Annotated in this window: 22 protein-coding genes; 11 read left to right on the forward strand and 11 right to left on the reverse strand. The window is 61.8% G+C overall.

Features of this window, described 5'->3' with window-relative positions; translation table 11 throughout:
• Positions 1 to 1,089 (reverse strand): enoyl-CoA hydratase/isomerase family protein (locus J4E53_RS19890; protein WP_207268176.1); only part of this gene is annotated, 1,089 nt, incomplete at its 3' end.
• 131 nt (positions 1,090 to 1,220) lie between these two features.
• On the opposite strand from J4E53_RS19890, the gene ung reads away from it, so the two are divergent.
• On the forward strand, positions 1,221 to 1,913 hold the full coding sequence (ung, locus tag J4E53_RS19895; RefSeq protein ID WP_103309771.1) for a uracil-DNA glycosylase: 693 nt from the start codon (positions 1,221 to 1,223) through the stop codon (positions 1,911 to 1,913).
• A 109-nt stretch (positions 1,914 to 2,022) separates the two neighbouring features.
• On the opposite strand, the gene J4E53_RS19900 is transcribed toward ung, so the two are convergent.
• From J4E53_RS19900 to J4E53_RS19915, 4 genes are read right to left on the reverse strand one after another with little or no spacing between them, the layout of a single operon-like run.
• Positions 2,023 to 3,060: an AbrB family transcriptional regulator gene (locus J4E53_RS19900; RefSeq protein WP_103309773.1), complete on the reverse strand. Its 1,038-nt coding sequence runs from the start codon at positions 3,058 to 3,060 to the stop codon at positions 2,023 to 2,025.
• Complete coding sequence (locus J4E53_RS19905) at positions 3,053 to 4,567, reverse strand: tripartite tricarboxylate transporter permease (RefSeq protein WP_103309775.1); 1,515 nt, start codon at positions 4,565 to 4,567, stop codon at positions 3,053 to 3,055. Before J4E53_RS19905 ends, J4E53_RS19900 begins: the two co-directional genes overlap by 8 nt.
• Before the next feature lies 1 nt (position 4,568).
• Positions 4,569 to 5,030, reverse strand: coding sequence for a tripartite tricarboxylate transporter TctB family protein (locus tag J4E53_RS19910; protein ID WP_060738771.1), 462 nt, complete (start codon positions 5,028 to 5,030; stop codon positions 4,569 to 4,571).
• Positions 5,031 to 5,085: 55 nt separating this feature from the next.
• Positions 5,086 to 6,078 carry a tripartite tricarboxylate transporter substrate binding protein gene (locus tag J4E53_RS19915; RefSeq protein ID WP_060738770.1) on the reverse strand — a complete coding sequence of 331 codons (993 nt, stop codon included), beginning with the start codon at positions 6,076 to 6,078 and terminating at the stop codon, positions 5,086 to 5,088.
• Positions 6,079 to 6,535: 457 nt separating this feature from the next.
• Here J4E53_RS19915 and J4E53_RS19920 point away from each other — a divergent pair, with 457 nt between their 5' ends.
• Both J4E53_RS19920 and J4E53_RS19925 read left to right on the forward strand, forming a co-directional pair.
• Positions 6,536 to 7,207, forward strand: coding sequence for a response regulator (locus J4E53_RS19920; protein ID WP_003198779.1), 672 nt, complete (start codon positions 6,536 to 6,538; stop codon positions 7,205 to 7,207).
• On the forward strand, positions 7,200 to 8,591 hold the full coding sequence (locus J4E53_RS19925) for a sensor histidine kinase (protein ID WP_060738769.1): 1,392 nt from the start codon (positions 7,200 to 7,202) through the stop codon (positions 8,589 to 8,591). Before J4E53_RS19920 ends, J4E53_RS19925 begins: the two co-directional genes overlap by 8 nt.
• A 167-nt stretch (positions 8,592 to 8,758) precedes the next feature.
• On the opposite strand, the gene J4E53_RS19930 is transcribed toward J4E53_RS19925, so the two are convergent.
• Entirely contained in the window at positions 8,759 to 9,580 is an 822-nt protein-coding gene (locus J4E53_RS19930; RefSeq protein WP_060738768.1) for an HDOD domain-containing protein, read from the reverse strand.
• 35 nt (positions 9,581 to 9,615) lie between these two features.
• Positions 9,616 to 10,557, reverse strand: coding sequence for a folate-binding protein YgfZ (locus J4E53_RS19935; protein ID WP_060738767.1), 942 nt, complete (start codon positions 10,555 to 10,557; stop codon positions 9,616 to 9,618).
• 149 nt (positions 10,558 to 10,706) lie between these two features.
• Between J4E53_RS19935 and J4E53_RS19940 the strand changes: the two genes are divergently transcribed.
• Positions 10,707 to 10,961 carry a succinate dehydrogenase assembly factor 2 gene (locus J4E53_RS19940; protein WP_003184348.1) on the forward strand — a complete coding sequence of 85 codons (255 nt, stop codon included), beginning with the start codon at positions 10,707 to 10,709 and terminating at the stop codon, positions 10,959 to 10,961.
• Positions 10,945 to 11,397: a protein YgfX gene (locus J4E53_RS19945; RefSeq protein ID WP_103309777.1), complete on the forward strand. Its 453-nt coding sequence runs from the start codon at positions 10,945 to 10,947 to the stop codon at positions 11,395 to 11,397. The genes J4E53_RS19940 and J4E53_RS19945 overlap by 17 nt, the downstream gene beginning before the upstream one ends.
• On the opposite strand, the gene nadB is transcribed toward J4E53_RS19945, so the two are convergent.
• Positions 11,366 to 12,982, reverse strand: coding sequence for an L-aspartate oxidase (nadB, locus tag J4E53_RS19950; protein WP_060738765.1), 1,617 nt, complete (start codon positions 12,980 to 12,982; stop codon positions 11,366 to 11,368). The genes J4E53_RS19945 and nadB overlap by 32 nt on opposite strands.
• A 559-nt stretch (positions 12,983 to 13,541) precedes the next feature.
• On the opposite strand from nadB, the gene rpoE reads away from it, so the two are divergent.
• From rpoE to J4E53_RS19970, 4 genes are all read left to right on the forward strand, one after another.
• Positions 13,542 to 14,123, forward strand: coding sequence for an RNA polymerase sigma factor RpoE (gene rpoE / locus J4E53_RS19955; protein ID WP_003172477.1), 582 nt, complete (start codon positions 13,542 to 13,544; stop codon positions 14,121 to 14,123).
• 31 nt (positions 14,124 to 14,154) lie between these two features.
• A complete protein-coding gene (locus tag J4E53_RS19960) occupies positions 14,155 to 14,742 on the forward strand; it encodes a sigma-E factor negative regulatory protein (RefSeq protein WP_046065129.1) in 588 nt (195 codons plus the stop codon).
• Between the two features lie 12 nt (positions 14,743 to 14,754).
• Positions 14,755 to 15,702: a MucB/RseB C-terminal domain-containing protein gene (locus tag J4E53_RS19965; RefSeq protein ID WP_060738764.1), complete on the forward strand. Its 948-nt coding sequence runs from the start codon at positions 14,755 to 14,757 to the stop codon at positions 15,700 to 15,702.
• A 234-nt stretch (positions 15,703 to 15,936) separates the two neighbouring features.
• Entirely contained in the window at positions 15,937 to 17,367 is a 1,431-nt protein-coding gene (locus J4E53_RS19970; RefSeq protein WP_060738763.1) for a DegQ family serine endoprotease, read from the forward strand.
• Between the two features lie 61 nt (positions 17,368 to 17,428).
• On the opposite strand, the gene J4E53_RS19975 is transcribed toward J4E53_RS19970, so the two are convergent.
• Positions 17,429 to 18,862, reverse strand: a complete 1,434-nt coding sequence (locus J4E53_RS19975) for a M48 family metalloprotease (protein ID WP_103309779.1) — start codon at positions 18,860 to 18,862, stop codon at positions 17,429 to 17,431.
• Positions 18,863 to 18,960: 98 nt separating this feature from the next.
• Between J4E53_RS19975 and J4E53_RS19980 the strand changes: the two genes are divergently transcribed.
• Both J4E53_RS19980 and J4E53_RS19985 read left to right on the forward strand, forming a co-directional pair.
• On the forward strand, positions 18,961 to 19,200 hold the full coding sequence (locus J4E53_RS19980; protein ID WP_053120054.1) for a sulfurtransferase TusA family protein: 240 nt from the start codon (positions 18,961 to 18,963) through the stop codon (positions 19,198 to 19,200).
• 32 nt (positions 19,201 to 19,232) lie between these two features.
• Positions 19,233 to 20,303 (forward strand): AI-2E family transporter, encoded by a 1,071-nt coding sequence (locus J4E53_RS19985; RefSeq protein WP_060738761.1) that lies wholly within the window; start codon positions 19,233 to 19,235, stop codon positions 20,301 to 20,303.
• 131 nt (positions 20,304 to 20,434) lie between these two features.
• Here J4E53_RS19985 and J4E53_RS19990 read toward each other — a convergent pair whose 3' ends face one another.
• Both J4E53_RS19990 and J4E53_RS19995 read right to left on the reverse strand, forming a co-directional pair.
• Entirely contained in the window at positions 20,435 to 20,908 is a 474-nt protein-coding gene (locus J4E53_RS19990; protein ID WP_024616115.1) for a peroxiredoxin, read from the reverse strand.
• 10 nt (positions 20,909 to 20,918) lie between these two features.
• Positions 20,919 to 21,479, reverse strand: coding sequence for a glycine cleavage system protein R (locus J4E53_RS19995; RefSeq protein WP_060738760.1), 561 nt, complete (start codon positions 21,477 to 21,479; stop codon positions 20,919 to 20,921).
• Between the last annotated feature and the right edge of the window lie 260 nt (positions 21,480 to 21,739).

Consider the following 21,739-nt stretch of genomic DNA (forward strand, 5'->3'; position numbering starts at 1 on the left):
CGGATGTCGACCTTCCCACGCCTTGTGAAAGTGTGCTTCGACTGCCGCTTCGGGAACGTGATTGATATCCGGCCAATGCCAGCGTGGCTTGTGGTCCTTGTCGATCAATCGTGCCCGCACGCCTTCGCTGAATTCCGGATGACGACAGCAGTTGAGGCTCAGGGTGTATTCCATCCGGAACACGCCGGCCAGGGACAAATGCCGAGCCCGAGCGATCTGCTCCCAGACCAGATGAGCGGTCAATGGCGAGCCTTCGGTCATGGTCTTGGCGGCCCGGGCGATCAGTGGATCGGGGTGGTCCACCAACAGGCTGAGGGCTTTCCAGGCGCAGCGCACATCGCTGACATCCAGCCACTCATCGATTTTCGGCCGCCGCGGCAGCCATTGGGCCTCGGGCAGTTGGGCGACGGCTTCCTGCTGCAGGGCCTTGAGCAGGCTGTTGAGTTGCATCTCGGTCTGCTCCTGCCAGTTGAGTTGCAGCAGGCCTTCGATCAGGTCGTCCTGTTGTTCATCCAGCAAGAAGCGGTCGGCCAGGCCCAGGTCGATGGCGTCCCGGGCATTCATGTGAGCGCCGGTCAGGCCGAGAAACAGCCCGAGCTTGCCGGGCAGGCGTGACAAGAACCAACTGGCGCCGACATCCGGGTACAGGCCGATGCTGATTTCCGGCATGGCCAGGCGGCTGCTTGGCGTGACGATGCGGGTACTCGCGCCTTGCAGCAGCCCCATGCCGCCGCCCAGGACATAACCGTGGCCCCAGCACAGCAAGGGTTTGGGGTAGGTGTGCAGGTTGAAGTCCAAGCGGTACTCCGCCGCGAAGAATTGTGCCGCCAACGGCGGTACTTCGCCGGGATGAGCGCGGCAGGCCTCCACCAGGCTGCGCACTTCACCGCCGGCGCAGAAGGCCTTGGCGCCATTGCCACGCAACAGCACACAAACGACCTGCGGTTCCCGAGCCCAGGCATCGAGGCGATCACGCAAGGCGTTGATCATCGGCAGGGACAGGGCGTTCAGGGATTTTTCGGCATCCAGGGTGGCGATGCCGATGCGGGCACCGTCGATACCAGTGAGCTCTTCGAAGTGCAGATTCATCGTGACCTCGATCAGAAATTTGAATGTTCAGTATGACCGCTATGTAGGAAAGTGCCGGTTCTGCGTCAGATCAATTGACAAGCCCTGTAGGCTTTCCTAGGGTGCGCCCATTGTTTTTACCGGATGCAACCATGACTGCTGACGACCGTATCAAACTCGAACCGAGCTGGAAGCAGGCCCTGCGTGCCGAGTTCGACCAGCCCTACATGGCGGAGTTGCGTGAGTTCCTACGCAGTGAATACGCCGCTGGCAAGGAGATCTATCCGCCGGCTTCGCTGATTTTCAACGCCCTCAATTCCACGCCGCTGGATAAGGTCAAGGTGGTGATTCTCGGCCAGGATCCTTACCACGGTCCAGGCCAGGCCCATGGCTTGTGCTTCTCGGTACAGCCGGGCGTGCCGACACCGCCGTCCCTGGTGAACATCTACAAGGAATTGAAGCGCGACCTGAACATCGACATCCCGAGTCACGGCTACCTGCAAAGTTGGGCCGACCAGGGCGTGTTGCTGCTCAACACGACCCTGACCGTGGAGCGCGCCAATGCCAACGCCCACGCCAAAAAAGGTTGGCAGCACTTTACCGACAGGATCATTGAAGTCGTCAGTGAACACCAGCCGCACTTGGTGTTCCTGTTGTGGGGCGCCCATGCCCAGAGCAAGCAGAGGCTGATCGATGCGACCAAGCATTTGGTGCTGACTTCGGTCCACCCATCGCCGCTGTCGGCCCACCGAGGTTTCATCGGTTGCGGGCATTTCAGCCGGACCAACAAGTTTCTCCAGCAGCAGGGCGAGACGCCGATCGATTGGCGGTTGCCGCCAGTTTGAACGGTCGGCAATGAGGGCCCCATCGCGAGCAAGCTCGCTCCCACAGGGTTCAGGGCAACACAAACCCCTGTGGGAGCGAGCTTGCTCGCGATGAAGGCGCCGCGGACGATCAGGCCGAATTCGGCTGGCGCGTCCAATACCTGAACAACGGCTCCGCCAGAAACAGCACGAACAGCAACCGCATCACCTGCAACGCCGTCACCAATGGCACCGACAGTTGCAGCGTCTCCGCCGTCAGGCTCATTTCCGCGATGCCGCCGGGCATCATGCCCAGCGTCAACGAACGCAGATCCAGATGGGTCAAGGTGCTCAAGCCTAGGGCGGCAAGCGTGGCGATCAGCATCGTCAACACCGTGCCAACCAACGTGCGGCCCATGAACGACGGTGCCCGACGAAAGAACTGCCGGTTGAAATGGCAACCCAGCCCGCTGCCGATCAGCCACTGGCCGATCTGGCTGGCGCCGTTGGGCAGGCCGATGTGCAGGTCCCAACCGACGCTCACCGCCGCGCTCACCAGCAACGGCCCGAACAACCACGGGTTGGGTTGGCGCAAGCGTTCCCAAACCCAGGCGAGCAGGGCGCCCGCCGGAAACAGGAGCGCCAGCCACAGCCAGTCCACCGTGGTGGCGTGCTGCGCCGGGGTGCCTTCGCCCAGCAGGTACTTGAAGGCCGCCGGCACGCACAGCACCACTACCAACACCCGCAAGCTCTGGCCCGCGGCGACACGGCTGAGGTCCGCGCCGTTGCGGGCACCGAGGTTGACCATTTCGCCGGAACCGCCGGGCATGCTCGAGAAAAACGCGGTAGCACGGTCCTCGCCGGTGCGACGCATCAGCCAGACACTTACCACGCTGGACACGCTGGTGATCAGCGCGCCGAAAAAAATCAAGCCGAAGTGGCTCAGGACCTGTTCCATCACCACTGGGGTGAAGTGCAGGCCGATACCGATGCCCACCACCCATTGGCCGCATTTACGGCCGCCGGGGATTTCCATCAATTGCCACGGCGTCAGGCAGCGCACCAGGATGATCGCCAGCAACGAGCCGACCATCCAGGGCAAAGGCCAGCCGATCAGGCTGGCCAGGTAACCGCCGGCCAGACCGACCAGCGGTGTTCCCCACCATTGTTTGAAAGTCGCTTCAGACATTGGCCAGGGCGCGACGTTGGGCGGCGCGGCGACGCCAGATCCGCAGCAATGGCATGAACAGCATGATCGCCGTCAGGATCCAGCAGCCGAAGGTGATCGGGCTCGACCAGAGGATTTCCAGCGCACCGTTGGAGATCGACAGCGCACGACGCAGGTTCTGTTCCATCAGGCCGCCGAGAATGAAGCCCAGCAGGACCGGCGACAGCGGGAAATCCAGCTTGCGCAGGATGTAGCCGAAGATACCAATGCCGATCATCAGGAACAGGTCGAACGTCGTGGCATGTACTGCGTAGACGCCGATGCCGGTGATGATCGCGATGACCGGTACCAATGCCCAGTTCGGCACGGCCAGGATACGGGTGAAGATGCGGATCATCGGGATGTTGAGGATCACCAACATGATATTGGCGACGAACAACGAGGCGATCAGGCCCCAGACAATGTCCGGCTGTTGCTGGAACAGCAGCGGACCGGGCGTGATGTTGTACAGCGACAGTGCGCCGATCATCACCGCCGTGGTGCCCGAGCCGGGAACACCGAGGGTCAGCATCGGCACCAGCGCCCCACAGGCTGCGCCGCCAATGGCGGTTTCCGGAGCGGCGAGGCCGCGTTTGTCACCCTGGCCGAACTTGCCACTGGCACCGGCGATGCGCTTCTCGGTCATGTAGGCCACGGCACTGGCCAGGGTCGCCCCGGCACCGGGCAACACGCCCATGATGAAGCCGAGCACGCCGCAACGCAGGTTCACGACGAAGACCGACGCCGCTTCCTTGAAGTTGAACATCATCCGCCCAGTGGCTTCCACCGCTTCCTGGCCGCGATGGGTTTTCTCCAGCAGTAACAGGATTTCACTGATGGAGAACAAACCCAGCACCAGCACGACGAACTGGATGCCATCGGTCAGATGGATGTTGTCACCGGTGAAGCGGTAGACGCCGCTGTTGGCATCGATCCCGACACTGGACAGGAACAGACCGATCAGCGCCGCAATGAACGTCTTGAGCGGTCGGTCGCCGGCCATGCCGCCGAGGCAGACAATGGCGAACACCATCAGGACGAAATATTCCGCCGGTCCGAACGCAATCGCCCATTTGGCCAGCAACGGCGCGAACAGCACCATGCCGCAGGTGGCGATGAACGCGCCGATGAACGAACTCCACGCCGACAGCGACAACGCCACCCCGGCCAGGCCCTGGCGAGCCATCGGGTAGCCGTCGAGGGTGGTCATCACGGTGGAGGCTTCCCCCGGGATGTTGAGCAGGATCGAGCTGATGCGCCCGCCGTATTCGCAACCCAGGTACACCGCCGCCAGCAGGATCAGCGCCGACTCCGGCGGCAGGCCCAGGGCGAAGGCGATCGGGATCAGCAGCGCTACACCGTTGATCGGGCCCAGGCCCGGCAGCAGGCCGACCACCGTGCCGATCAGCGTACCGCTCAATGCGGTGACGAGGTTGTAGGGGGTCAGTGCAACGCCAAAACCCTGGCCGAGATAATTCAGGGTATCCATATCAATTCTCCAGGACGTCGAGCAGGCCCAGGGGCAGCGGCACGTCCATCAGCTTGTCGAACAACAGATAAAGACCGATGGCCATCAGGCTGATGATCACCACGCTCGGCACCCAGCGCCCGCCATACAGGCGCGCCATCGGCACGCCGATCAGGATGCTGGCGACAATGAAGCCCAGGGGTTCGAAGGTCCCGGCGAATACCAGCAACAACGCCACACAGATGCCGATCTTCTGCAGGGTTTCACGGTCCAGCTGCGGGTCTTCGTCGCTGTGCACGATAGGGGTCGGACGAAACAGCATGTACAGCAGCGCCAGGCCCATCAGCCCCAGCATCAGCAAGGGAAAGGCGCGCGGGCCGACCGGTTCGTAGGAAAAAGCGGCCTGATACGGCCAGGCCATCAGCGCGAGGCCGATGCAAACCAGCAGCAGCACCGCGGCAAAAATACGTTGGATGGTGAGCATGACTAACTCCTGGGCGGCGCCGGTGATGCCAGCGCCGCCACGCGAACAGAGACGGTTACTGGATCAGGCCGAACTCTTTGGCCAGCACCTTGTAATCAGCCACTTGCTTCTTCACGTAGGTGTCCAGTTCCGGGCCGGTCATGGCAAACGGGAACAGCTCGCGCTGGTCACGCAACTTGGCGAACTCTTCGGAAGCCAGCAGCTTGTCGAACGCGTCTTTCCACCAGGCGTAGTCTTCATCGCTGACTTTTGGCCCGAGGTAGAAACCGCGGACCACCGGCCAGACGATGTCATAGCCTTGCTCGCGGGCGGTGGGGATGTTTTTCATCTCTGGCTCGTCGATGCGCTTCTCGGCAAACACCGCCAGCAGGCGCATGTCGCCGCTCTGGATGTGGGGCATGGAGTCGGAAATGTCGGTACTGCCGACCTGGATGTGGCCGCCGAGCAGCGCGGTGGCGATCTCGCCGCCGCCTTCGAGGGCTACGTAACGCAGGTCGCGGGGGTTGATGCCGGCGGCCTTGGCGATCAGGGCGGTCTGCATCCAGTCCTGGCTGCCGACCGTGCCGCCGGAACCGATGACCACCGACCCCGGATCTTTCTTCAGGGCCTGTACCAGATCGTCGAGGTTCTTGTAGGGCGAATCGCTTTTCACCGCGATGGCGCCATAGCTGGTGCCGACCGCGGCCAACCAACGCACGGCGCTTTCATCGAAACGACCGAACTTGCCCTGTGCCAGGTTCAGCAACGAGCCGCTGGACCAGGCCACCAATGTGCCGGCGTCGGCCGGACGTTGGGCGACCACTGCGTTGTAGGCTACCGCGCCGACGCCGCCGGGCATGTAGGTGACGCGCATTGGCTTGGTCAGCAGTTTCTGGTTGACCAGCGCGCTTTGCACCAGCTTGCACGTCAGGTCGAAGCCGCCGCCAGGGGAGGCCGGGGCGATGCATTCGGGGCGCTTGGGTTCTTTGGACGGATCAGCGGCGAGCAACTGCCCGGCGAACATCAGGCATCCAGCGGCCAAGGCTATTTTACGCAGTGATAGATTCATCATCGTCTCCACAGGAGTTGTTGTTGTGTGTGGTGCAAATTTGGTGTCGATGGGTTCCCGGCCTGGTCGTCGCTGATAGCGGACGCAGGTTGTTGCCAGGGAGTTCGGGATTGAAGGCGTAGGAAGACGCTGGACCGAGGAGTGGCGGCATCGGCCACGCGGGTCTGATTGAAGCGGGAAGGGCGAGCAGGCATTGGGGCCTGGAGCTGTAGGGACAGCATGGTGAATACTCCGCTTTTATTGTTCTTATTTGGCGAAAACGCTTCGAGGCGTTTTTCGTTCGCGATGTGCGTCGCGGCGGGCAGTCGAAACCGTCCGTGGGAGGACTCTAACTGTCCAACCTTTCGCTAACCTTTCAGTAGGCTTTCATGATTCTTTTGCCTTCACAGCGGCGGACTCGGCTGTAAACTCCGCGCCAAAGAATGGCGTCGACCATCCCTGAATCGAGGAATAACCCATGCGTGTTCTGCTCGTCGAAGACCATCTGCAGCTCGCCGAAAGCGTTGCCCAGGCGCTCAAGAGCACCGGTTTGACCGTGGACGTGCTACACGACGGCGTCGCGGCCGACCTGGCCTTGAGCAGCGAGGAATATGCCGTGGCGGTGCTCGATGTCGGGCTGCCGCGCATGGACGGTTTCGAGGTGCTGGCGCGCCTGCGGGCTCGCGGCAAGACTTTGCCCGTGCTGATGTTGACCGCCCGCAGCGACGTCAAGGACCGCGTCCATGGCCTCAATCTCGGTGCGGACGACTACCTGGCCAAGCCATTCGAGCTCACTGAGCTGGAGGCCCGGGTCAAGGCCCTGTTGCGGCGCAGCGTACTGGGCGGCGAACGCCAGCAGCGCTGCGGCGGGCTGGTCTATGACCTGGACACCCGCCGTTTTACCCTCGACGATGAATTGCTGACCCTGACATCCCGTGAGCAAGCGGTGCTGGAAGCGTTGATTGCCCGACCGGGGCGGGTGATGAGCAAGGAGCAACTGGCGGCCCAGGTGTTCGGCCTGGACGAAGAAGCCAGCCCGGACGCCATCGAAATCTACGTCCATCGCCTGCGCAAGAAACTCGACGGCCATGCGGTCGCGATCGTGACGTTCCGCGGCTTGGGCTACCTGCTGGAAAACCGCAATGCATAAGCCCGACAGCCTGCGCTGGCGGCTGCTCTGGAACCTGGCGTTGCTGCTGGTGGTGCTGATGCTCGCCAGCGGCCTGAGCGCCTACTGGAACGGCCGCGAAGCGGCGGACACCGCCTATGACCGGACCCTGCTGGCCTCGGCCCGGACCATCGCCGCAGGCCTGTCCCAGCGCGACGGCAGCCTCAGCGCAGATGTGCCCTACGTGGCCCTGGACACCTTTGCCTACGACAGTGCCGGACGCATTTATTACCAAGTCAATGACATCGACAAGAAGTTGATTTCCGGCTACGAAAACCTTCCCGGCCCGCCGCCCGGAACACCCCGCACGGACGATTACCCGGCGCTGGCGCGCTTCTATAACGCCCAATACCAGGGGCAGAGCGTGCGGGTGGTGAGCCTGCTCAAGGCGGTGAGCGAGCCGAACATGAATGGCATGGCGGAAATTCGCGTGGCCGAGACCGAAGAGGCGCGGGTCAGCATGGCCCGTGGCCTGATGGCCGACACGCTGTTGCGCCTGGGCATGCTGGCCGTGGGCGCGCTGCTGTTGGTGTGGTTTGCGGTCAGTGCGGCGTTGCGCCCGTTGGAGCGCTTGCGCACGGCGGTGGAGGAGCGCCAGCCGGACGATCTGCGGCCGTTGCCGCTGGTGGAGGTGCAGCACGAATTATGGCCGCTGGTGCGGGCCCTCAACCATTTCACCGAACGCCTGCGCGGGCAGTTCGAGCGTCAGGCTCAGTTCATCGCCGATGCCGCCCATGAACTGCGTACACCGCTGGCCGCGCTCAAGGCGCGCCTGGAGCTGGGGTTGCGCGCCAGCGAGCCGGCGACCTGGCGTGAAACCCTGGAAACCGCGGCTCAGGGGACCGATCGATTGACCCACCTGGCCAACCAGTTGCTGTCCCTGGCGCGGGTGGAAAATGGCGCCCGGGCCATTGCCGAGGGCGGCGCACAGTTGCTCGATCTCAGCCAGTTGGCCCGTGAGCTGGGCATGGCCATGGCCCCGCTGGCCCATGCCCGAGGCGTGGCACTGGCCCTGGAAGCCGACGAGCCGGTATGGCTGCGGGGCGAGCCGACCTTGTTGAACGAGCTGTTGAGCAATCTGGTGGACAACGCCCTGGCCCACACACCGTCCGGCGGCAACGTGATCCTGCGGGTCACCCCACCGGCGGTCCTGGAAGTCGAGGACGACGGGCCAGGCATTCCGTTGCATGAGCGGGACCGGGTGTTCGAGCGCTTCTATCGACGCAACCAGCAAGTGGCCGGTTCCGGGCTGGGGTTGGCGATCGTCGGCGAAATCTGCCGCGCGCATCTGGCGCAGATCACCTTGCATGACGGGCAGGAGCGCGGGCTGAAGGTGCGGGTGAGCTTTATTCCTGGATCAGACTGAGCCAGAGCAGAACGCCGTTGTGGCGAGGGAGCTTGCTCCCGCTGGGTTGCGCGCGGCGCTAAAAGCCTTGCGCCTGCTGCGCAGTCGAGCGGGAGCAAGCTCCCTCGCCACAAAAGCATCTGCTGACCACAGCATGCTCGGAGACGTCTACATGGCCTCAGACGTCTCTAATAAAACATCGACCGCGCTTCTTCGATATCCGCGCACCGGGCCTTGTTCTCCGGGTCGATGCCCAGTTTCTTGAAGGCTGGGACGCCGAATACATCAATCTTGCTCAGAGGATGGTCGGTGTCCTTGTAGCAATACAGCGCAGCGACCTGCACCAGGTCGACATAATCGATTTGCTTGGAGTCGCGGTTGAAATCCAGATACAACCCCGGCAGCTTCACCAGCCGCTCCGGAAATTCCCAGACGCTGAGTAACTTGTCCCCCAGCACCGGGTGAATTGTTTCGATGACATGGTTGAGGCTCACCGGATCCGACAGTAACTCATTATTGTCCTGTGCATACGTGAGGATCGGCAGCACGCCGATCTGATGCACCAGCCCACCCAACGCGGCCTGGTCGGGCTTGAGTTGGGTGTAGCCGCGACACAACGCATAGCTGACGCCGGCGATCTCCAGGCTTTTGCGCCAGACTTCGCGCATCTTCAGTTCCACCACCTCGGAACGGGCATGGAAAATCTGCTCCATCACCAGGCCAATGGCCAAGTTGCTGCTGTAGTTGACGCCCAGTCGAGTGATGGCCGTGTGCAGGTCAGTGACTTCCTGGGTGGCGCGCAACAGCGGGCTGTTGACCACTTTTATCAGGCGTGCCGAAAGGGCTGTATCGCGGCCGATCACTTTGCTCAGGTTGCTGACGCTGATTTCCGGGTCTTCGGCGGCCCGGCGAATCTGCATGGCCACTTCCGGTAATGTTGGCAGAACCAGGTCATCGTTATCGATGGCCTGCACCAAATCCCGTTGGACCTTATCCGCCAAATCGCTCATTTCGGTTCTCTAGGGTGTTGCGACAAATGCTGCGATCAGCGCTGGATTTCGCGGTCGCGGTCCAGTTCGTAAGGCAGGTCCAACAATTGAAGGCGAGGGCCTTCCAAGGCACCGAGGTGCAGATTGTTATCTTCTGCAGCTTCGGCCTGTAATACCGCCAGCAGTTCAATGTTTCCTTCGCCGCGGGCGGCAATCACCACTTCGCCGATGGAACTGCCATGAGTGGGGGAGAACAGCGCCGTGCCAGGTTCCGGCAGTTCGCTGGCGTCCAGTTGCAGGCGATACAGGCGCCGCTTGAGCTTGCCCAGGTATTGCATGCGGGCGACGATTTCCTGGCCGGTGTAGCAGCCTTTCTTGAAGCTGACGCCGCCGACGGCTTGCAGGTTGAGCATCTGCGGGATGAACAGTTCGCGGGTGGTCGGCATGACCTGGCCGATCCCGGCACGGACCTGGCCCAGCAGCCAGGGGTTCAGGTCCGCCTCGGCCAGTTCGGCGCCCAGGCGGGTTCGCAGTGCCTGTGCCTGTTCGGCGGGGGCCCACAGCTCGGCGCGGCCGGGAGAAACGCGGATGGCGATCAAGGCTTCATGGCGCACCACGCTGTCGGTGTCGCTCGGCAGTTCGAGGCCCAGGCCAGCCAGGGCATTGTCGGCATTTTCCAGGCCGAAGCGAACCCAGGCGGCGCTTTCGTCGGTGAGCTTGGATTTGGAGAACACGGCGTATTTTTTCAGGTCCGCCAATTGCGGTTCGAGCAGTTCGGTGGCCATGGCCATCAACACACCGTCGCCTTCGAGCAGGATGCGGAAGCTCGATTGCATCCGGCCTTTCTGCGTGCAGCGGGCGCCGAGGCTGGCCCGGCTGTCGCTGAGGTAGTCGAGGTTGCAGGTCAATTGGCCTTGCAGGAATTTGCTGGCATCCACGCCGCGGACCGCGAGGACGCCTTCGTGGGACAGGGTGCAGAAAAAAGCGAAATCAGCCATGGGTCATCGCAGGGTAAAAAGTCTGGTAGACATCATAAGGGGACGCCCTTGAAATGGGTAGTTCACAAAGGATCGGTGGTGCCAGACCAAAGCCGTCTGTTGCGCTGTGGCGAGGCCTGTATACTTGCGCTCTATTTGAGGAGCGCTCCATGGTCGAAGATGTTGAACTGAATCGCCTCTACTGGCACAGCCGCCGCGGCATGCTTGAACTGGACGTGTTGCTGGTGCCGTTCGTGAAAGAGGTTTACCCCCATCTCAATGAAGTGGACCGTGCGTGCTATGTCCGCCTGCTCGAATGCGAGGATCAGGACATGTTCGGCTGGTTCATGGAGCGCAGCGAATCCGAAGACCCCGAGTTGCAGCGCATGGTCCGGATGATCCTGGACCGTGTCCAACCCAAGTAATGACTTCGAATGCCGCTGGCAGGCCTCTGGGCAACTGCTGGCGGCCTATCTGCTGGCCCAGGTGTTCGCCCTGGGTTCGTTGTTGCTGTTGTCCATCGCGTCCTGGTGCGCCGCGCTTGGCATTATCGTGTGCCTGGCCCATGGCGTCTGGGTGATCCCCCGACATGTCGTGCTGACCCATCGCCGGGCCTTTTGCGGGTTGCGTCGCAATGCCGCGGGCTGGCAGCTCTGGAGCCGGGCCGATGGCTGGCGGGCTGTGCAGTTGCGCCCCGATAGCCTGGCGCTGCCGCTGATCATCGTGCTGCGTTTCCGATTGCAGGGTGAGCGGCGGGTCCGATCCCTGTGCGTGCTCCGCGACGCGCTGGCGCCGGATGTCCATCGGCGCCTGCGGGTGCGGCTCAGGTTCAGTCGGCGTAGGTGGGCGGCACCAGGATAGTGTCCAGTGCCTCGGGCAGCAGGTTCGGGTAGTCGAGGGTGTAATGCAGCCCCCGGCTTTCCTTGCGTTCCATGGCCGAGCGAATCATCAGTTCCGCCACCTGGGCCAGGTTGCGCAGTTCGATCAGGTCGCGGCTGACTTTGTAGTTGCTGTAGAACTCGTCGATCTCATCCAGCAGCAAGCGCACCCGGTGTTGTGCCCGCTGCAGGCGCTTGTTGGTGCGCACGATGCCCACGTAGTCCCACATGAAGCGCCGCAGTTCATCCCAGTTGTGGGCAATGATCACGTCTTCGTCCGAGTCGGTGACCTGGCTGGCGTCCCACGAGGGCAGGGCGGCCGGAATGGCGATCTGCGGCAATTGCTCGAGGATGTCTGCCGCCGCCGAGCGGGCGTAGACGAAACATTCCAGCAGCGAATTGCTGGCCATGCGATTGGCGCCGTGCAGGCCGGTGAAGCTGGTTTCGCCAATGGCATACAGGCCAGGCACGTCGGTGCGGCCGTGTTGGTCGACCATCACGCCACCGCAGGTATAGTGCGCCGCCGGCACCACCGGGATCGGTTGCTTGGTGATGTCGATGGAAAACTCCAGGCAGCGCTCGTACACCGTCGGGAAGTGGCTCTTGATGAAGGCTTCAGGCTTGTGGCTGATGTCCAGATAGACGCAATCGATACCCAGGCGCTTCATTTCGTGGTCGATGGCCCGGGCGACGATGTCACGCGGCGCCAGTTCGGCACGCGGATCGAAACGTTGCATGAAGCGTTCGCCGTTGGGGAGCTTCAAATGGGCCCCTTCGCCACGCAGGGCCTCGGTCACCAGGAAGCTCTTGGCCAGCGGGTGATAGAGGCAGGTGGGGTGGAACTGGTTGAACTCCAGGTTCGCCACCCGGCAACCCGAACGCCAGGCCATGGCGATGCCGTCGCCGCAGGCGCCGTCGGGGTTGCTGGTATACAGGTAGACTTTCGCCGCGCCACCGGACGCCAGGACGACGAAGCGCGCGCCGTAGGTGTCGACTTCGCCGGTGCCGCGATTGAGCACGTAGGCGCCGAGGCAGCGGTCACCGTCCAGGCCCAGGCGTTTTTCGGTGATCAGGTCGACCGCGACGCGCTGTTCCAGCAATTCGATGTTCGGCCGTAGTCGCGCCTGGGCGAGCAGGGTCTTGAAGATCGCCGCGCCCGTGGCGTCGGCCGCGTGGATGATGCGCCGATGGCTGTGGCCGCCTTCGCGGGTCAGATGGAACTCGAAACCGCCGTCTTCGGTGCCCGATTGTTCGTCACGGGTAAACGGCACGCCCTGGTCGATCAGCCACTGGATGGCTTCCCGGCTGTGCTCGACGGTGAAACGCACCGCTTGCGGATCGCAAAGGCCACCGCCGGCGTTGAGGGTGTCGTCGACATGGGATTCAATGGTGTCGGTATCGTCCAGCACGGCGGCGACACCGCCCTGGGCCCAGAAGGTCGAACCGTTGGCCAGGTCGCCCTTGCTCAGCACTGCGATGCGCAAATGCGCAGGCAAGGTCAGCGCCAGGCTCAATCCGGCGGCTCCGCTGCCGATTACCAGAACATCGTGTTGAAACTGTTGGCTCATTCGAATGGTTTCCGCTCAAGGCGACCCGGGTCGGGGTTGGCGCCAGACACCGCTTCAACGGGTCGGGCAGCCACGCAGCCCACTAGTATATAGAGGGGGGGATCGGCACAATAGCCGGGCCTTCATGGCAATGTGAAACCAGTGTGACAGGAAAGCGACACGCTTCGTCGGATCATCCTTTTGGCTTTGAGTCGACAAAGGCGGCCGTTTCGAGGACAGAACGCTGTTTATCGCGGCATGGTTGCCTGAAATTCAGTTCATGGCGATGTAAATAGCGGGAACTTTTGCCAAGCGCCTACGTTCAATAGACGGTTGTCTGCAAAAGGGAGCAGCGTCGGGTTGGTGCAATATTTCGATTGAAATCTCTGCCGACAGACCCGATGACAGATTATTCGCGCAGCCGGGGAATCTCCTGCTGCGTTTTTCGTGCGTGCCGAGATCAGAGCGCGCCGGAAACTTGCTTGGAAGGGGGAGAACTTTTGCGAAAAGCCCGAGTCTATGTTTGCAAGCCCGGTCAATTAGTAATGCAAGCCTCCTTCGAGCTTATCGAGGAGTGTTCATGCTAACCCAGGAAGAGGATCAGCAGCTGGTCGAGCGGGTCCAACGCGGCGACAAGCGAGCTTTCGATCTGCTGGTGCTGAAATACCAGCACAAAATTCTCGGGTTGATCGTGCGTTTCGTGCACGACACCCATGAAGCGCAGGATGTTGCTCAGGAAGCCTTCATCAAGGCCTACCGCGCACTTGGTAATTTCCGCGGGGACAGCGCGTTTTATACGTGGCTTTACCGCATCGCCATCAACACGGCGAAAAACTATCTGGTTTCACGCGGCCGCCGGCCGCCGGATAGCGATGTAAGTTCTGAAGATGCCGAGTTCTATGATGGCGATCATGGCCTCAAGGATCTCGAATCACCGGAACGTGCGTTGCTGCGGGATGAGATTGAAGGCACCGTCCATCGAACCATCCAGCAATTGCCTGAAGATTTGCGTACGGCTTTAACTTTACGTGAGTTCGACGGTCTGAGTTACGAAGACATTGCGAGCGTCATGCAATGTCCTGTGGGCACCGTGCGCTCCCGGATTTTCCGCGCTCGGGAGGCCATCGATAAAGCCCTGCAACCCTTGTTGCAGGAAAACTAGAGACAGCGGCGACAGCCAAGAGAGGAACGCCATGAGTCGTGAAGCCCTGCAGGAATCGCTGTCCGCAGTTATGGACAACGAAGCGGACGAACTTGAATTGCGTCGGGTATTGAATGCCTTCGACGATGTTGAAACACGTGAGACCTGGGCTCGTTACCAGATCGCCCGGGCTGTCATGCACAAGGATTTGCTGCTTCCACGCCTGGACATCGCTGCGGCCGTTTCTGCTGCATTGGCTGACGAAGCCGTACCGGCAAAAGCTTCACGCGGACCATGGCGTAGCCTGGGACGTCTGGCGGTAGCCGCGTCGGTCACCGTTGCCGTACTGGCCGGTGTGCGCCTGTACAACCAGGATGAGATTGCCGGCGTGCAAATGGCGCAGCAGTCCAACCAGCCTGGCTTGGTCGCTCCACAGGTCAAGGGCCCAGCGGTATTGGCCGGCTACAGCGAAGGTTCGGAAACCGCAGGCCCGATGGTCAACGGTGTGCTGCAAGGCCAGCCTGGCTGGCATGATCAGCGTCTGCCCAACTACCTGCGTCAGCATGCCCAGCAAGCTGCCTTGAAAGGTACCGAAAGCGCGCTGCCTTACGCCCGTGCCGCCAGCCTGGAAAACCGTTAATAAGGAAAACCATTGCGCGCCATACCTCTATTCACGCTTCTGCTTGGTGGCTGGTGTGCGATTCCAGCCCATGCCGATGAGGCTCAGGACTGGTTGAGTCGCCTGAGTCAAGCCGAGCAACAGCAGAGCTTCCAGGGCACTTTCGTTTACGAGCGCAACGGTAGTTTTTCTACGCATAACATCTGGCATCGCGTCCAGGATGGCAAGGTCCGCGAGCGGTTACTCCAGCTCGACGGCTCGGCACAGGAAGTCCTGCGCATTGATGGGCATACTCAATGCGTCAGCGGCTCCTTGATCGCGGGGTTGGGCAATACGCCGGACGGCACTTCACGTGCGCTCGATCCGCAAAAACTCAAGAATTGGTATGACCTTGCCGTCATAGGCAAGTCGCGCGTGGCCGGGCGTCAAGCGGTCATCGTGGCGTTGACGCCCAAGGACCAGCATCGTTATGGCTTCGAGCTGCACCTGGACAAAGAGACCGGCCTGCCGCTCAAGTCCTTGTTGCTCAACGACAAGGGCCAGTTGCTCGAACGTTTCCAGTTCACTCGCCTGAACGTCGCCGTGCCCACGGACGGTGACCTGCAAGCCAGCGCCGAATGCAAGGCTGTCGCGCAGGAACCCGGCAAGGCCGTTGCGGTGAAAGCCGCCTGGCACTCGGACTGGTTGCCGCCCGGCTTTGAACTGACCAGCAGTGCCATGCGCAAGGACCCGGACACCCAGATCCAGGTCAGCAGCTTGATGTACGACGATGGCTTGGCGCGCTTCTCGGTGTTCCTGGAGCCGTTGAACGGTGCCAACGCCACCGATACCCGTACTCAACTCGGTCCGACGGCTGCCGTCTCCCGCAGGCTCACCACGCCACAAGGCGAAATGATGGTCACGGTGGTCGGCGAGATTCCTATCGGTACGGCGGAACGGATCGCGCTTTCCATGCGCTCCGACGTCACTGCGACTCAATAGCCGGCTGACGGCGCGGGTGGTTCGATTGTGCGAGAGGCTGATGACGCCAGGGCTTGATCGAAATGCCGAAACTTCCTGTCAGCATTTTCATTTGCAAAACCCCAGCTTTTTTTCTATAGGTCAGAGCCGCTCGGCTCTGGCCTTGTCTGTTCCCGGAACAAAAATACCGGCGTATCTTTCCCTGGTATTCCTTGCTCCATATCGCTTAACCATGCTCGTCGTAACGGGAGCCGTATGTCGATACCACGCTTGAAAACCTATCTCTCCATTTTTGCCACCGTGCTTGTGCTCGGCCAGGCCGTTCCTGCCGTGGCGGTCGAATTGCCTGACTTCACACAACTGGTCGAGCAGGCTTCACCCGCCGTGGTGAACATCAGCACGACCCAGAAGCTGCCGGATCGTCGTGTATCGGACCAGCAGATGCCGGACCTGGAAGGCTTGCCGCCGATGCTGCGGGAGTTCTTCGAGCGTGGCATGCCACAACAGCCCCGTTCACCCGGCGGTGGTCGTCAGCGCGAAGCCCAGTCCCTGGGGTCGGGCTTCATCATTTCACCTGATGGCTACATCCTGACCAACAACCATGTGATCGCCGATGCCGACGAAATCCTGGTTCGCCTGGCCGACCGCAGCGAGCTCAAGGCCAAGCTGATCGGCACCGACCCACGTTCCGACGTGGCGCTGTTGAAAATCGAGGGCAAGGACCTGCCGGTGCTCAAGCTGGGCAAATCCCAGGACCTGAAAGCCGGCCAATGGGTCGTTGCCATCGGTTCGCCGTTCGGCTTCGACCACACCGTGACCCAGGGTATTGTCAGCGCCATCGGGCGCAGCCTGCCGAACGAAAACTACGTGCCGTTCATCCAGACCGACGTACCGATCAACCCGGGTAACTCCGGTGGCCCGCTGTTCAACCTCAACGGTGAAGTGGTCGGCATCAATTCCCAGATCTACACCCGTTCGGGCGGCTTCATGGGCGTGTCCTTCGCGATTCCGATCGACGTTGCCATGGACGTGTCCAACCAACTGAAGAGCGAAGGCAAGGTCAGCCGTGGCTGGTTGGGTGTGGTGATCCAGGAAGTGAACAAGGACCTGGCCGAGTCGTTCGGGCTGGATAAACCCGCCGGTGCGCTGGTGGCGCAGATCCAGGAAGGTGGCCCGGCTGCCAAGGGCGGTCTGCAAGTGGGTGACGTGATCCTGAGCATGAATGGTCAGCCGATCGTCATGTCCGCCGACCTGCCGCACCTGGTGGGAGCCCTCAAGGCTGGCGCCAAGGCCAATCTGGAAGTGATTCGCGAGGGCAAGCGCAAGAATGTCGAGTTGACCGTCGGCGCCATTCCTGAAGAGGGCAAGGAGCTGGATTCGCTGCCCAAGTCCGGCGTCGAGCGCAGCAGCAACCGCCTGGGCGTGGCGGTGGCCGAGCTGACCGAAGAGCAGAAGCGCACCCTGGAGCTCCAGGGCGGTGTGGTGATCAAGGAAGTGCAGGACGGTCCTGCCGCGTTGATCGGTCTCCAGCCGGGCGACATCATCACGCACCTGAACAACCAGGCCATCGGTTCGGCCAAGGAATTCACCGACATTGCCAAGGCATTGCCGAAGAATCGTTCAGTGTCGATGCGAGTCCTGCGCCAGGGGCGTGCGAGCTTCATCACCTTCAAGCTGGCCGAATGATCGGTTAGCCGCTGAAAAAAACCGCCTCGAAAGAGGCGGTTTTTTTATGCCTGGCGAATGCTCAGCCCATCATGTCCTTGACCATGCGTTCCTGCTCCATGAGTTCCCGCTGGCGGGCATCGATGCGCGACGACAGGGGGAAGTTGGTGCCGGCGCGTCGTTTGGCGAAGTCCAGTTGTTGAATGGCCTGACGGTAGTCGCCCACCAGGGCGAAGTACTCGGCACGGGCCTGATGCAGGCCAATGATGTTGCCTGACAGCCCGCGGGTCTCGGCCACCATGTACCAGACGTCCGGATCGTCCGGGCGCGACTTGAGCAAGGTTTCCAGGGCTTTCTCGGCATCGGCGGGGCGGTTCTGCTTGAGCAGCAGGTCGACGCGTACCTGGTTCAGCGGATAGTTGCCGGGGTACTGGCTCAGCATCCGGTCGACGCGGGATTGAGCGTCGGCCAGTTTGTTGCTGGTGATGTCCAGGTCCACCTGGGCGAGGTTGTAGATGATCTCGTTGGGCGATTTGGCCAGCAACGGCTTGAGATTCTCCCGTGCGTCATTCAACTGGCCGCCCTTGATTTGCGCGATCGCCAGGCCATAGCGGGCCACGTCGTTCTTCGGGTTCTCATCCAGCTGTGCCCGGAAGCGCTTGGCGCCCAGGCCCGGGGTTTCTTCGTAGGTCAGCTGGACCCGCGCGCGAATCAGTTGATAGCGCACACTGTCTTCGATGCCGCCCGGCTTGGCCTGTTCGGCGCGGTTGCGGGTATCGGCGATCCGCGATTCGGTCACCGGGTGAGTCAGCAGGAATTCCGGCGGCCTGGCGTCGAACCGGTACTGGCGCATCAGGCGCTCGAACATGGTTGGCATGGACCGCGGGTCGTAGCCGGCCTTCTCGAGGTTCTGGATACCGATGCGATCGGCTTCCTGTTCGTTCTGGCGCGAGAAGCGCCGTTGTTCCTGAATGGCGGCGGCCTGGGTTCCGGCGATGGCCGCGATCCCGGCGTCACCGCCACCGGCGGCGGCAATCACGATGCCAGCCAGCAGTGCCGCCATCATCGGCACCTGCATGCGTTGCTGGGCTTCGACGCCGCGGGCGAAGTGGCGCTGTGACAAGTGCGCCAGTTCGTGGGCCATGACCGAAGCGTATTCGCCTTCGGTCTGTGCGTTGAGGAACAGGCCGCCGTTGACCCCGACGATGCCGCCCGGTGCGGCGAAGGCGTTGAGCTGCGGGCTGTTGATCAGGATGAATTCCAGGCGCCGGTCGTTGACCTGGCTGGTTTCCACCAGCTTGTAGACGCTGGTTTCGACGTAGTCCTTGAGCTGTGGATCGTTGAGCTGTGAAACCTGGCTGCGCAGCAGGGCCAGCCAGGCGCGGCCCAGTTGGTGCTCCTGTTCTGGCGAGACGATGGCAGAACTGGCATCGCCAAGTGACGGCAAGTCGTCGGCGAAGCCCGGTGAGGCAAGCAGGCAAGCGAGCGTCAGCAGGGTGGGGCGCAGAAATGTCATGCACGAAGCCTTAGTTGACAAAGACCCTACTGTAGCCGGACACCGGGCTCGGGACCAGATATTCTAGGCCGCTCAACGACCTGCCGCGGAGCGAACCCATGACTGATGCTGTAGCCCACGATGCCGAACTGGACGCCAGCGGCCTGAATTGTCCGTTGCCGTTGCTCAAGGCCAAGCTGGAACTCAACCGCCTGGCCAGCGGCAGTGTGCTCAAGGTCATCGCCACGGATGCGGGCTCGCAACGTGACTTTCGCACCTTCGCCCGATTGGCCGGTCATACGCTGCTGCGTGAAGAAGACGAAAACGGCGTCTACCGTTACTGGCTGAAAAAGGCCTGAAAAAAACCGATAGCGTCTCTTAAGGATTTTTAATGTTCAAAGTGCTACGCGATTGGATTCAGCGCTACTTCTCCGATGAAGAGGCGGTGGTTCTGGCAGTGCTGCTGTTCCTGGCGTTTACCGCCGTGCTTACCTTGGGCGGCATGTTGGCGCCGGTGCTGGCGGGAATGGTGCTGGCGTATCTCATGCAGGGGCTGGTCACGACGCTGGAGCGCTTGCGGCTGCCCGGCACTGCGGCAGTCGGGCTGGTGTTTGCCCTGTTCATGGGCGTGCTGGTGGTGTTTATCGTGGTAATCGTGCCGTTGCTCTGGCACCAGTTAGTGACCTTGTTCAACGAGTTGCCGGGGATGCTCGCCAAGTGGCAATCCCTGCTATTGCTGCTGCCTGAGCGTTATCCGCACCTGGTGTCCGATGAGCAGGTGTTGCAGACCATCGAAGTGGTGCGCGGCGAGATTGGCAAGTTCGGCCAATGGGCGCTGACGTTCTCGCTGTCCAGCCTGCCGCTTCTGGTCAACATCATGATCTACCTGGTGCTGGTACCGATCCTGGTGTTCTTCTTCCTCAAGGACCGGGAAATGATCGGGCGTTGGGTGCGTGGCTACCTGCCTCGTGAGCGGGCGCTGATCACCCGAGTGGCCCAGGAGATGAATCGGCAGATCGCCAATTATATTCGCGGAAAAGTCATCGAGATTTTCATCTGCGGCGGCGTGACCTATATCGGTTTCGTGACCATGGGGCTCAATTACGCCGCCCTGCTGGCGCTGCTGGTGGGCATTTCAGTGGTGGTGCCTTACGTCGGCACCGTGGTGGTGACCGTGCCGGTGGCCTTGATTGCGCTGTTCCAGTGGGGCTGGAGCGATCAGTTCATCTACCTGATGGCGGTCTACGGGATCATCCAGACCCTGGACGGCAACGTGCTGGTCCCGCTGCTGTTCTCCGAGGCGGTGAACCTGCATCCGGTGGCGATCATCTGTGCGGTGCTGCTGTTTGGCGGGCTGTGGGGGTTCTGGGGGGTGTTCTTTGCGATTCCCCTGGCGACGCTGTTCAAGGCGGTGCTGGATGCGTGGCCGAGCAAGGAGCCGGTTGTCGCGCCGTTGTTGTAGCTTTGACTGATGGGGTGAGGCGGATGGCCTCATCGCGAGCAAGCTCGCTCCCACACTGGATTGAGTAACACCACTAATCCCGTGTGGGAGCGAGCTTGCTCGCGATAGCGCCAGTAAAGGCAGCGAAAGTTTCAGCCCTTGTTGAGCGCCTGGGCCGCGGCCAACACCGCATCCACATGCCCCGGCACCTTCACGCCACGCCATTCCTGGCGCAGCACGCCGTTCTTGTCGATCAGGAAGGTGCTGCGGTCAACGCCCAGGTATTCCTTGCCGTAGAGCTTTTTCAGCTTGATCACGTCGAACAGCTGGCAGACCGCCTCGTCCTTGTCGCTGATCAGTTCGAACGGGAACTCCTGCTTGCACTTGAAGTTCTCGTGGGACTTGAGGCTGTCCCGGGAGACGCCGAACACTTCGGTGTTGGCAGCCTGGAATTGCGCGTACTGATCGCGAAAGCCCTGGCCTTCGGTGGTGCAACCGGGAGTGCTGTCCTTGGGGTAGAAATAGATCACCACCTGCTTGCCCTTGAGGGCGGCGAGGCTGATGGTCTGCCCGCTGGTGGCGGGCGCCTGGAAATCGGTAACCGGCTGGTCGACGGCAACGGCCATGAACGCTTCCTTACATTGGGTTTTGTGGGCGCCACGGTTCGATCAGGGCATCCAGGTTCATCGCATCGGCGAAGTCCAGGAACTGATCGCGCAGCCAACTGATCTGGGTGCCGGCGGGCAGGGTCACGGTGAACGTGGCGTTGAGCATGGTGCCGCCGGTCTGCGGGGCCTGGTAGGTGTCGCAGGTCAGGTTTTCCAGCTCGACGTGATGGTCCATGAAGAACTGGCACAGCTCGTTGATGATGTCCGGACGGTAGGCCGAGCTCACGTAGGCCACGTAGGGCAGGGCCTGTGGACGGTTCTCCAGGGCGGCGCTGCGCACGACGTTGACGGTAAAGGCATGCTTCTTGGCCAGCACCGGCAGGCCGCCTTCCAGGCGCGCCAGGGCGTCCCAGCTGCCGGAGATCTCCAGCACGAGTGCACTGCATTCGCCATGACGGGTCAGGCGTGAGGTTACGACGGCGCAGCGATTTTCATGGCTGGCGCGGCACAGGACGTTAGTCAGCTCCATGGGGTTGGCGCCAAGGGCACTGATAACAAGGAATTGTTCGCGGACTGTGGGGGTGGACATGCAGCATTCCTAAAGCGATGAGCGGTCGGTACCTTTGCCGCTCGACACAGCGCCCGGCCCGGGAAAACGAACGGCTCAAGCCTTTTGTCCGGGGTTGCGCTGCATTCCGCGACAGCGGGAATGCACCAGGACAAACCCGGGATCGGGGCTTGTGGCGTCGAAAACGGAGGCTGGAAACCGGCGTATGAGCTTGTCGGTACCGATCAAAGCCTGAAGGGTAGCGAAAACCATCGCCCAGGGGAATGGTAGTTCGCTTGTAC

Origin of the sequence: Pseudomonas sp. FW305-28, from assembly GCF_017351395.1 — a bacterium.
In the GTDB taxonomy this organism is placed as follows: Bacteria; Pseudomonadota; Gammaproteobacteria; order Pseudomonadales; family Pseudomonadaceae; genus Aquipseudomonas; species Aquipseudomonas fluorescens_AA.